The organism is Shewanella sedimentimangrovi, from assembly GCF_017354965.1.
Taxonomy (GTDB): Bacteria; Pseudomonadota; Gammaproteobacteria; order Enterobacterales; family Shewanellaceae; genus Shewanella; species Shewanella cyperi.
Genome location: NZ_CP071502.1, coordinates 2,270,384 through 2,282,630, shown reverse-complemented (window position 1 = coordinate 2,282,630; position 12,247 = coordinate 2,270,384). Strand labels below are relative to the sequence as shown.

General features: G+C 57.6%; 6 protein-coding genes. 4 read left to right on the top strand and 2 right to left on the bottom strand.

All coding sequences use genetic code 11. The features are described from left to right. Positions 1-247 precede the first annotated feature (247 nt). Entirely contained in the window at positions 248-535 is a 288-nt protein-coding gene (gene rplY / locus JYB85_RS09860) for a 50S ribosomal protein L25 (protein ID WP_207382029.1), read from the top strand. Positions 536-590: 55 nt separating this feature from the next. On the opposite strand, the gene tamB is transcribed toward rplY, so the two are convergent. Both tamB and JYB85_RS09850 read right to left on the bottom strand, forming a co-directional pair. Beyond that, on the bottom strand, positions 591-4,430 hold the full coding sequence (gene tamB / locus JYB85_RS09855; RefSeq protein ID WP_207379179.1) for an autotransporter assembly complex protein TamB: 3,840 nt from the start codon (positions 4,428-4,430) through the stop codon (positions 591-593). Continuing rightward, the gene (locus tag JYB85_RS09850) at positions 4,427-6,202 is read right to left on the bottom strand and encodes an autotransporter assembly complex protein TamA (RefSeq protein ID WP_207379178.1); all 1,776 of its coding nucleotides are present in this window, start codon (positions 6,200-6,202) and stop codon (positions 4,427-4,429) included. Before JYB85_RS09850 ends, tamB begins: the two co-directional genes overlap by 4 nt. Before the next feature lie 193 nt (positions 6,203-6,395). Between JYB85_RS09850 and JYB85_RS09845 the strand changes: the two genes are divergently transcribed. From JYB85_RS09845 to hrpA, 3 genes are all read left to right on the top strand, one after another. Continuing rightward, positions 6,396-7,424, top strand: coding sequence for an isoaspartyl peptidase/L-asparaginase family protein (locus JYB85_RS09845; RefSeq protein WP_207379177.1), 1,029 nt, complete (start codon positions 6,396-6,398; stop codon positions 7,422-7,424). A gap of 89 nt (positions 7,425-7,513) precedes the next feature. Further along, positions 7,514-7,930: a CBS domain-containing protein gene (locus JYB85_RS09840; protein ID WP_207379176.1), complete on the top strand. Its 417-nt coding sequence runs from the start codon at positions 7,514-7,516 to the stop codon at positions 7,928-7,930. Positions 7,931-8,056: 126 nt separating this feature from the next. After that, positions 8,057-11,929: an ATP-dependent RNA helicase HrpA gene (gene hrpA / locus JYB85_RS09835; RefSeq protein WP_207379175.1), complete on the top strand. Its 3,873-nt coding sequence runs from the start codon at positions 8,057-8,059 to the stop codon at positions 11,927-11,929. The last annotated feature ends 318 nt before the right edge of the window (positions 11,930-12,247 follow it).

Below are 12,247 nucleotides of genomic sequence, written 5' to 3'. Positions count from 1 at the left end.
AGCATACCAGTGTGGCAGTGACGAAATTGTGATCCCGCTCTTGCCGGCATCAACACAGATCAAAGGCGCAACCATTGGTCACAATTGGATAACACAGGATAGCGCAGCTTGGATGTTGTTAAGGGGCTGGACTTGTGTGCCGGGGCCTCGCGTGCTAGTATTCGCGCTCCCTGATCTCAGGGACCTGCGGCTGGCATTGGTCGAAAATGGCGTCGCAGTTTACTTTAATGACTTAAGTGAGAAAATCATGTCTTACACTATCGAAGCACAAACCCGCACTGAAATAGGGAAAGGTTCGAGCCGCCGCCTGCGTCATGCTGGTAAAGTACCTGCTGTTATCTATGGTGCCGGCAAAGAGCCAGTATCAATCGTTTTCGATCACAAAGATATCATCAACATCCAAACCAACGAAGATTTCTACACCAGCGATCTGACTATCGTTCTGGATGGCAAAGAAGTTAAAGTACGTGCCCAGGCTATGCAGCGTCACGTATTCAAGCCAATGATCGAGCACGTAGACTTCGTTTACGCTTAATCTTTGTGTCACGAAAAAAGCGCCCCGGGGCGCTTTTTTTGTGCCTGCGTTTTGCCTACAGGTCAAAGCTGTAATAGATGTCCAGTGATTGCCCCAGGGTTCCGGACACAGTCTCCAGGTACAGTTGTCGCAGCAGGTAATAACGTACCGTCATTTCATAGCCGGGATTGAACACCCCGACCCCGTACTTGACCATCAGATCCTCGCCAATGTAACCACTGATGGCCACCTTGCCTTCATCGTTGGTGTCCAGGCTGACATTGGAGAAGCCGAATTCCTCCATCAGCGAGGCGGCGGTATTCCCTATATTGCCAATGGCACTGCCGCCCAATTGTGAGCCCAGGGTGAGGGCGGCTCCCATCATCAGGGCATTGGTATCCGTGTTGCCCAGATTGGAGAACCCCTTGCCCTTGAGAATATAGGACAGGATTTCCGCCTGCTCCTTGACCGGGTTGGAAAACAGGGTGACCACAGGGCGGGCAGGGGTGCCGGTGATCTTCACCCCGGCGATCAGTTCTTCTTCCTTGATTTCCCGTATTGCGTCCACATCCAGGTTTGGCAGTTTGGGTGGTCCGGCAAATTGCAACTCACCCTGACGGATTTTCAGGGTCTGCCCCATGAACTTGTAGAAGCCGTTACTGATCCCCACATTACCGAACAGCAGTGGCGGCTTGAATGCCTGTTGTCTCAGCCTCAGGTTGCCCCCCAAACGTCCCATCAGCCCCAAGCCTTCGATACGCACATCCTTGCCGAGATCGATGGCCAAATCGGCCTCGATGGCATAAGGGTTACTGCGTTGCTCGCCAAGGGATACCGAGTCTTCAAACACCACATCATCGGACAGGGGCACACCGCCCTCGCTCAGTTGCACCAGGGTAATTTGCCCCGAGGGGATCTGTACCTGGCCTGTGAGTGCCACCTTGCGGGTATCGAAACGTATTTGCAGATCCGGTGATACATTCAGCAACGCCAAGGGGGGGACTATCACAGCCAGATTGTTCCCGGCCAGTTGCAGATCGCCATTGAACCTGCCGTCCTCCCAGGCCAGCTTACCCTTGAGGCTGGCGGGGCCCTGGCCCATTTTCCATTGTCCCGTCACGTCTGCCTGCTGTCCTTCCAGGGTCAGCAGCAGCTGTATTTCTTCAAGCAAGGTGGGGTTGCTGCTGGTGGCGATGGCGCCTTCGGTCAGAGCAATGCTGCCTGTGATCTCCGGAACGTTCAGGCTGCCGCCCAGTTGCAGTTGACTGTCCAATTTACCTTCCAGCGTTTCCAGCTGTGGCAAAAACTCCTTAATGGCGGTCAGGTTAACCCGGGTCAGACTAATGTTTCCCGACAGGGCCCGATCCGGGCTGACATTGACCCTGAGATCTGCATTCAGGCTGGCCAGTTGCTCTGACTGGAGCCCTAATGTGGCGACCAGCTGCCGGGGATCCAGGCTGGCATCAAGATCCAATGCCCGGTAGCCAAACTCCAGCCATTGGCCCTTGGGCCGCCTGAGCTTAAGCAGTCCCGGCGGCAGCGTTAATTTGAGATCGCCGCTGGGTTTTTGCCCCTTGGTCCAGCCAAGGCGACTGTCCAGGCTGGCCTGCCCCTGCCAGCTAAGATTGGCCGGCAACAGCGGAGCCAGAATTTGCCCGGGATCGCCGCGAAATTGCACTGCAAATCGCCCCTCGGCGCCGAATCGCCCCTCCTCAATCAAACACAGTTTGCCGGCAGCGTGGCCAAGACAGAAGGGATTGAGGCGTCCATCCTCCTTGGCCTGTTGCCAATCAAACACCAGTGGCCGGTCCAATAGCCAGGGCCCCAGAGGCGTGCCCAGGCTGAGTTGGCTTATCTCCAGCCTGTCATTGCCATTCATAGCCGAATACCGGTTGCTTGCCTTGGCGCTGATGGCAAGATCGCCCTCGGTCAGCAGCGCCAGACTTTGTTGTTGCAAATCCCCCTGAAGTTGCAGCTGCAGCTGCTTTTGTCGCATATTGCCAAGGTCCAGATCCTTGCCATGGGCGGAAAGCTCAAACCGCTGGCCACCAAAGGGGTGAGCCTGACCTTCGACAGCCAGGGCCGCCAGTCGCAGGGTTTGATACTTCAGGTTGCTGCCCTCTGCACTGAAGTCGAGCACGGGATCGCGCCGTTCACCCCGCAAATTGAAATCGAGCGCCAGGGTGGCCTCCAGTTCCGGCCATAACAAAGCTGCATCGGCAACCGCCAACTTGCCGGTAAATTGCCAGTTGTTGGTCAGGCCGCCATCCAAATCCAGCTGAGCCCCAAGGGCCTTGAGATGAAAATTTCCGGCCTCGATCTGCCAGTTTTGACTTGCAGAAATGTCCCCACTCAGGCTAAAGGGCAATTCATTGAGCATCCCCTGAACATCGGCCTCAGTCAGCGCCAGGCGCCATTGGCCGTCCATAAGTTGACCTTCGCTGGCAAACTTGCCATTGAGCTCACCCTGTAGCGGCATAGCCGGTATGGCGGGCAGGGACTGGGGCCGCAACTTGGACAGGGCCACCTTGGATTGCCAGGCGAGCCCCCGGGTGTAATCGAGTGTGCCCGAGAGTTTGAGATTGCCCGCCGCGCCATCGGCGTCAAATTCGCTCAGGGAGAGTTTTCCGTCGCTGTGGTTAAGCCGGCTGTCTATGGTGAGGGGCTCGGCGCCCGGCAGCTGCAGCTCGGCCTTGAGCCGGCCCTGCTGCGCCTGTAGATCGCCGCTTAACTGCAGCTGGGCGTGATTGAAACTGTAGTCAGGATTGGCTAGCGGCCAGCCAAAATGCCCATCGCTTATCGTGGCGCTGAATGGCAGCAGCTCCCGGGTTAAATCCACCCGGCCATCGAGTTGCAGCGCCAGATCGCCCACCGATTGCAGCGTCAGCTGCAGCGATTGCAGATCGCCATCAAGATTGGCATCGGCGGTCAACGCCAGCGGTAACCAGCGGGGATGGCGCAGTTCACCACTCAGCTTCAGTTGCAGTGGATAGGCTTGGGTCAGGGCAAATTGGCCGTCGACAGTCAGGTCAACGTCAGGGGCGTGGACGTCAAGCCGATAAACGCTGAACTGGCTGCCGCTGGCTGTGGCCGCCAGCGTCACGCGGTCGAGTCGTTGTTCAAAGCCTGCAATATCCAGTCGACTGTCGCTGAACTCGCCGCTGTCGAGCCGGATGGCCATGGGCAGTATGACTTCGGGGAAGGCTTGTCCCGGCTGCTCCGCAGCCTCAGTGTTTGCCGTCCGGGTGGGTGCCTGGTCGCTTTCCTTGTCACTTTCCTTGTCACTTTCCCTGACCGGGATAAACGCCTTGAGTCCCTGGCTTGAAAGCCTGCGGGTATGGATACCCTGCTTATCCCAGTGCGCCCCCAGTTCAAGTTCGGCGGCCGAGAATTGCATCTCGTTTACCTCAACCAGCACCTGCTTGAGGGTACCCCGCTGCAGTTCGATGGCTAGGGGCAATTGCAGCTCTGTTTGCGGCGCAGCCACCTCGTCGTCATCCTCAAGCGATACCAGAGCCTGCGTGTCCACCTTGACCTCAATGCCCGAGGCGTCGAGGCGATTGACGCACACCCGCCTTGCCAGCAGACAAGTGGGTTGCCAGTCAAGGGTCAGGTCGGTCAGGGAAACATCAACACCGGCCATGGACCAGCGGCTTTCACCCAGTTGCAGTTCACCGTTGAGGGTGCCGGAGCGGTACTCCACGGTGAGCCCGGTTACCAGAGCGTTGGCTATCCAGACGGACAGGGCACTGCCAAGGGGGGTGCCCACCAGCAGGGCCAGCAGTACCAGTGGCACCAGGGGCACATAAAGCAGTAGCCGCAGTGCGAGCTTCAGCCAGCGGAGCCGCCTTGGCGGGCTTTTGTCCGGTTTTGGGCCATCGGCCTTGGGCGCTGCAGTCTGAGACAAGTCTGTCATAACTCGGCCCCCATGGTCAGGTGGATACGCCAAGAGGAGGGAATGGTGTCGGTTTCGCGCACACCGAAGCCCAGATCCAATTTGATCGGACCTATGGGAGATATCCAGTGTACACCGCCGCCGACCGACATGGCGGGCTCAAATTGGCGCAGGTCAAAGGCGTTGCCACCGTCAACAAAGGTAGCCAGACGCCACTCCGGGGTCAGATAATATTGGTATTCCAGGCTGGCTACCGTCAGGAAACGTCCGCCCACCACCTGGCGGGCCGGCACTCCTTCGTCGGTCGTGTAATTGATAAAAGGCCCCAGCTCCTGATAGCCATAACCGCGGATACTTTGATCGCCCCCGGCGAAGTAGCGCAAAGATGGTGGCACCAGGGGTTCGTCTCCCTGTGGTACCCAGTTGGCGCCCAGATCCACCCTGGCCACCAGGCGGTGCTTATCGAAGAAGGTGTCTATCCATTTGAATTTGGCCATGGCCCTTGCCAGACGCACAGTGGAACCCAGCATGGGATCGGCATATTCAAGGCTGTAAAACTGCCGGAAGCCGCCCTTGGGATCCAAACTGGTGTCATTGCGGCGACTGTGCTGGAAGCTTATCCCGCCAAGCAGGTAGCGTGGATCGTATTGGGTGTCCGATTGGGTATAGAACTCACGCATATAGTCCACTGAATAGCTGTAATACCAGCGGTTTTGCAGGCGCTGCTGCCGCCTCACCCCCAGCAGGCGGGTACTGGACTCCAGCTGCCCTGTGTTGTTGTAGCTGTCGTCCGCCACATTGTATTCCTGGGTGACGCCGTATTTGTCCCGCAATAACCCCAGGCGCAGTATCAGCTGATCATTGAGTGGATGGCTGAGCGGCAGGGTATAGGTGGTCAGGAACTTGGGCCGGTCCGGCGACCATTCCACCGACGTTTCCTGGGAGTGCCCAAAACGGTTTATTTGTGGCGTGCGCCAGGTCACCCTGACCCTGGGTTCTATGGCGGCATCGCTGCTGGAGCCGATATCGGCACCCAGACCCAGCTCAATGGTGTGATCGGGTTTGGGCGTCAGTTCCACCCGGATAGGCACATGCTGCTCACTGGCATGGGCCAGTTCCGGCAACACCTTGATGCCGGAAAAATAGCCGGTTTCCTGCAGGGCACCGTTGAACTGGCCCAGCTCGCGGGTGCCGTAGGGGCTGTCACTGTCAAAGGGGACCAGCTGCTCCAACAATTGCGGTTCCAGACTGTGGCCATTGAAGCTGACCTCGCCGAAATGGTATCGGGTTCCGGAATTGAAATGCAGGCTGATAAAGGCCAGGTTAAGGTCGCGGTTGACCTTGATCTCCGCCTTGCTGAAGTCGGCGTCGAAATAGCCCCGTGACAGCGCCAGGGTGGAGAGTTCCGACTTGACCTCTTCATAGCGACCGTGATTCAGCGGATCGCCGGGTTTCAGTGGCTGTCCCTGCAGCCAGCTATCGAAGGCCTTGTCCTGCAGCATGTCGCCGAGAAAGCGGATATCCACCCAGGCAAGGCGTACCGGTTGCCCGGGAGTGAGTTTCAACGACAGGCGCCAGGGCTTTTTGTCTTTTTGTTGCAGCTGCTGTTCAAGCTCACCATGGTAATAGCCCATGGATTGCAGCGCCGCGAAGACAGCGTCTTCCACATTAAACAGAAATGCCCGCCGCTGCACTTCGGTCTGGGGCAGGGTGCCCAGATGGGCCAGGATATTTTTGCCCAGGCGTTCATCTGCGCCCTGAATATCCAACTCAAGATTGGTGTCAGCAGCCATGCCTTGCTGCCACGTTAAAGCGGCAGCCACTCCCAAGCCCAAACCACGCGTGCTGACCCAGCGCAAATTCCCTGTTCCCGTCCAATAGCCCAAGGCCGATATTGTCGCTATTTAGTGTAGGCCAGGCAAGGATATCATTGAATTCCCAGCGGGAAATGGTTACAACAAATGTCCGTTTACCGGAGATACAATAATGAAAATAAACTCAGCACTGTTGGTACTTTCGATGACATTCGCAGCCCTGGCCCAGGGGGCCGACAATCCACCCTTCGGCATCGCCATCCACGGCGGCGCCGGCACCATATCCAAGGCCAAACTGACACCGGAGCAGGAGCAGGCCTATCGCGACAAACTGGAGGAGGCGGTCAATGTTGGCCATAAGATCCTCGCCAAAGGGGGCGACAGCCTCAGCGCGGTGCAGGCGGCCATCAAGGTGCTGGAAGACAGTCCGCTGTTCAACGCCGGCAAGGGCGCCGTTTACACCTTTGATGGCACCCACGAACTGGACGCCGCCATTATGGACGGTGCCAGCCTCAATGCCGGTGCCGTGGCCGGGGTCAGGCACATCAAAAACCCCATTGACCTGGCGCTGGCGGTGATGCAGAAGTCTCCCCATGTGATGCTCTCGGGCCAGGGGGCAGAAGAATTTGCCCTGACCCAGGGTTTCAGCCTGGTTCCTGCTGACTATTTCGATACCGAGGGGCGCTACCAGCAGTTGCTCGATGCCAAGGACAAGATCAAAAAAGCCGAGGCCGAAGCCAAAGACTACCAGGCATCAAACGAGCAGCTGGATCTGGATTACAAATTCGGCACAGTGGGCGCCGTGGCGCTCGACAAGAAAGGTAATCTGGCGGCCGGTACCTCCACCGGCGGCATGACCGCCAAACGTTTTGGCCGTGTCGGCGATTCCCCTGTGATAGGTGCCGGCACCTATGCCGAAAACGGCGCCTGTGCCGTGTCCGCCACCGGTCATGGTGAGTATTTCATCCGCTATCAGGTGGCGGGGGATATCTGCGCCCGGGTGAAGTATCAGAATAAATCCGTGTTGCAGGCGGCCGATGAGGTGATAAACCAGCGCCTGGTCGAAGCCGGTGGCACGGGCGGGGTGATAGCCATTGATCAGCGCGGCAATATCGCCACCCCGTTCAATACCGAGGGTATGTACCGCGCCAGCCGCGCCAACAATGACGCTCCGCTGGTGATGATCTGGCGCGACAAGTAAAGCCAGATTGACACAATCGATTCTTCAGGCAGGCGAAGAACCGTGTTTTTTCCTACACTTGTTAAAGGAACAACCAACTGGGGAATGCTATGGACTCGATTAAAATCAGGGACTACATGGACAGGCATGCCGTGCTGCTGCACGCAGAGATGTCATTGGCCGCCGCCGTGGACAAGTTGCTTGAAAACAAAAAGAATGGCGCTCCTGTAGTGGATGATAAAGGCCATCTGGTGGGGTTTTTGTCACAGCAGGATTGCATGTCGGTAATGCTGAAAAGCAGCTACCACTGCGATATGACGGCCACTGTGGCCGATTGCATGCACACAGATGTGCTTTCCGTGGGGCCGGATGACAGCATGTTGAAGCTGGCGGAGCAGATGCTGGGGCCCAAACCCAAGATCTATCCCGTGGTGGAAGAGGGTAAGGTCATTGGCACCATCAACCGCACCGCTGTGCTCAACGCCATGAATACCTACATGCAGCAGTGTTATCTGAAGCAGGCCTGAGGTAGCAATTGTAGTCAGATAAGAAAGCCAAGCCCCGCATCTTGCGGGGCTTTTGCCAATTTAGGCATACCCAAATGGGCGCCGACTTGCTAGGATCGCTTCTTTTCAAGCGAGTGGGTTCCGGTTTTGGCAACGCAGCAACATCCTCTGTCTCAGGCCTTTCTCAATCAATGTTTTCAAAAAGATGCCGTCAGGATCAGGCGTGGGCTCAAGCAACTGAGCGCCATTAAAGCGCCCGAGGCCCGCGCGGCAGCCGAGGCCGAGTTGGTGCAGGCCGCCGAGGTGGCCTTTGCCAAGGTCAAACAACGGCTGGACAGCAGGCCAAATTGTCAGTTCCCCGAGGCCCTGCCGGTATCGCAAAAGCGCGATGAGATAGCCAGTGCCATCGCCGCCCACCAGGTGGTGATAGTGGCCGGTGAAACCGGTTCGGGCAAAACCACCCAGTTACCCAAGATCTGTCTGGAACTTGGGCGTGGCAGTCGCGGCCTGATAGGCCACACCCAGCCAAGACGACTGGCGGCCCGCAGCGTGGCAACCAGGGTGGCGGAAGAGCTGCAATCGCCGCTGGGTGAGGCCGTCGGCTTCAAGGTGCGTTTTGCCGATGCCATCAATGACAACAGCTATATCAAGCTGATGACCGACGGTATCTTGCTGGCGGAGCTGACCTCGGATCGTTTTCTCAATCAGTACGACACCCTGATCATCGACGAGGCCCACGAGCGCAGCCTCAACATCGACTTTATTCTCGGCTACCTGAAGCAGCTGCTGCCGAAGCGGCCCGATCTCAAGCTTATCATCACCTCGGCCACCATAGACGTGGCCAGATTCTCCAAGCATTTCAACGATGCGCCGGTAATCGAAGTATCGGGGCGGACCTTCCCGGTGGAAACCCGCTACCGGCCGCTGGTGAAGGATGACGAGCCGGATCTGGATCTGATGGACGGCATTTTTGCCGCTGTCGATGAGCTGATAACCGAAGGCCCCGGCGACATACTGATCTTTATGAACGGCGAGCGTGAAATTCGCGATACCGCCGAGCAGCTTAATCGCCGCAACTATCGCGATACCGAGGTCTTGCCCCTGTACGCCCGCCTGTCCTATGGCGAGCAATCCAAGGTGTTCAAGTCCCACACCGGCCGCCGTATTGTGCTGGCCACCAACGTGGCGGAAACCTCACTGACTGTGCCCGGTATCCGTTATGTGATCGATCCAGGTACCGCCCGCATCAGTCGCTACAGTTACCGCACCAAGGTGCAGCGCCTGCCCATAGAGCCGATTTCCCAGGCCAGCGCCAACCAGCGCCAGGGCCGTTGCGGCCGGGTCGGGCCTGGGATCTGTATCCGCCTGTACGAGGAAAGCGATTTCCTGTCGCGGCCCGAGTTTACCGATCCCGAAATTCTGCGTACCAACCTGGCGTCGGTCATATTGCAGATGCTGGCCATCGGCCTTGGTGATATTCAGGGCTTCCCCTTTATCCAGCCCCCCGATGAGCGTCATATCAAGGACGGCTTCCTGCTGCTGGAAGAGTTGCAGGCGGTCAAGTCCCGTAAGGGCGAGCTGGGGCTGACGCCCCTTGGCAAACAACTGGCGCACATACCGCTGGATCCCCGTTTGGCCCGCATGGTGATCGAGGCCAATGGCCGTGGCGCCCTGCATGAAGCCATGGTGATTACCTCGGCACTGTCGATTCAGGACCCCCGCGAGCGGCCGCTGGAGAAAAAGCAGGCCGCCGACGAGGCCCACAAGCGCTTTGCCGACAAGGATTCGGACTTTGTTGCCCTGCTGAACCTGTGGAACTACCTCAAGGAGCAGCAAAAAGCCCTGTCCGCCAGCCAGTTCCGCAAGCAGTGCAAGAGCGAATATCTGGCCTACCTGAGGGTGCGCGAGTGGCAGGATCTCTATGCCCAGCTGCGCCAAAGCGTGCACGAACTAAAGTGGCGCCTGAACGGCACTCCGGCCGACTATGACTCGCTGCACCGCTCCCTGTTGTCCGGCCTGCTCAGTCACATCGGTTTCAAAGACAACAACAATGAATACCTGGGGGCCCGCAACCGCCGCTTCTTCGTATTTCCCGGCTCGCCCTTGGCCAAAAAGGGCCCCAAGTGGATAGTGGCCGCCGAGCTGACCGAAACCAGCCGCCTGTTTGCAAGGGGCTGCGCCAAAATCGAGCCCGAGTGGCTGGAAGAGCTGGCGGCGCACCTTATCAAAAAGCAGCACAACGAACCCCATTTCGAGGCCAACCAGGGCGCGGTTATCGCCTATGAAAACCAGGTGTTGTACGGCCTGACCGTGGTCAACCGCCGCAAGGTGCAGTACGGTGGCATCAACCCGGTGGAAGCGAGGGAGATTTTTATCCGCAGCGCATTGGCCGAGGGCCAGCTCAAGAGTCGCGAGGCCTTTTTCGTCAACAACCAGAAGTTGTTGGAAGAAGTGGAAACCCTGGAGCACAAGTCCCGCCGCCGCGACATTCTGGTGGACGAGCAGGTGCTGTTCGATTTTTACGACGCCCGTCTGCCGGAGGGCATTTACAACGCCCCCAGATTGATGAGCTGGTGGAAAGAGGCCCGCAAAAAGACGCCGCACTTACTCGATTTCAACGAAGAAATGCTGCTGGCCCGCAGCGCCGGTCACGTGTCGGCCCTGGACTTCCCCGACAAGTGGCATCAGGGCAATTTAAGCTTTGCCCTGAGCTATCACTTCGAGCCCGGCAGCGAGGATGACGGTGTCAGCGTCCACATTCCGGTGGCGCTGCTGAACCAGGTAGAAGACGTGGGCTTCGATTATCTGGTGCCTGGGTTGTTGGAAGAGAAATGCACCGCCCTTATCAAGAGCCTGCCCAAGCAGCTTAGACGCAACTTTGTGCCGGCACCGGATTATGCCCGCGCCGCGGTGGCTTCCCTGCAGCAGGATGCGCCGCTGCTCGATGTCCTGTGCAAGCAGCTGCTGCGCATGAGCGGGGTGCGGGTCTCTCCCGAGGACTTCGTGGTTGCCGAGTTGCCAGCGCATCTGTTGATGCACTTCAAGATTGAAGACGACAAGGGCAAGTTGGTGGGGCAAAGCCGGGATCTCGACAGCCTCAAGGCCGGATTGCAGGGCGTGGTGGCCAAGGCCATTCGCCAGGTGGCCAAGAGCGGCATAGAGCAAAGCGGGCTGACCGAGTGGAGTATCGAGGCGCTGCCGGAGCAATTCCAGCGCCGCAAGGGTAACTACGAGGTCAAGGCATTCCCGGCGCTGGTGGATGAAAAAGACAGCGTTGCGGTGAAATTATTTGATGATGAGCATCAGGCGCAAAAGGCCCATGCGGCCGGTGTCCGGCGTTTGCTGCTTATCAATATTCCATCGCCAGTCAAACACTTGCAACAGGCTTTGCCCAATAAGGCCAAGTTGGCCATGTACTTCAATCCCTTTGGTCAGGTGCAGTTGCTGATTGATGACATTATTTTTGCTGCGGTCGAGCAAATTATTGCAACGAAAAATCTGCGTGTCAGGAGCGCCGAAGAGTTCGATGCGGCCCGGGATGCGGTGCGCATGGATCTCAACGAGACCGCCGAGGCCATAGCCCTCAAGGTGGAGCAGATTTTGACCCTGCACAATGCCATCCGCAAACGGCTCAAGGGCAAGATAAGCCTCGAGATTGCCTTTGCCATGAGCGATATCCAGCAGCAGCTGGACAACCTGGTGTATAGGGGCTTTGTGGCCGATTGTGGTTTTGGCCGCCTTTCGGACATCATTCGCTACCTCAAGGCCATAGAATACCGACTGGAGAAGCTGCCTGTGGATCCTGTGCGTGACAAGCTGCAATTGCTCACCATCCACAGGGTGCAGGAGGCATTGGCGGCCCAAAGGGCCAAGGTGCCGAAAAGCCAACCCGAGCCGGCCCAGCTGTTGGAGGCCCGCTGGCTGATTGAGGAACTGAGGGTATCTCTGTTTGCCCAGGTGCTTGGCACCTGCTGCCCGATTTCGGAAAAACGGGTACTGGCCCACATCAGTCAGGCCTGATCTTTACCCCCGGGTGATAGCTGTATCGCCCGGGGTAATACCTCTTAAGGGATGACACCTATCCCAGTTCATATCATTTCTGACGGCTTTTGTGCCGCTTATCCACCATACTCTGTTGTCACATCGTTAAATTGTTGAAAAAAGCGTTCGTCGCTACGCCTGTTACGTGATCCGCTTAACATCAGGAAAAATTTGATGATCTGGATCAAAGGTCAATCCTTTTACCGATAAAGGGGTATACAAGTTGTTAACGGGCAAGGCTTATTATTAAACCCGTATAAAATTACCGTGTATTGCCCAAGGGCGGGACGCGGTTAA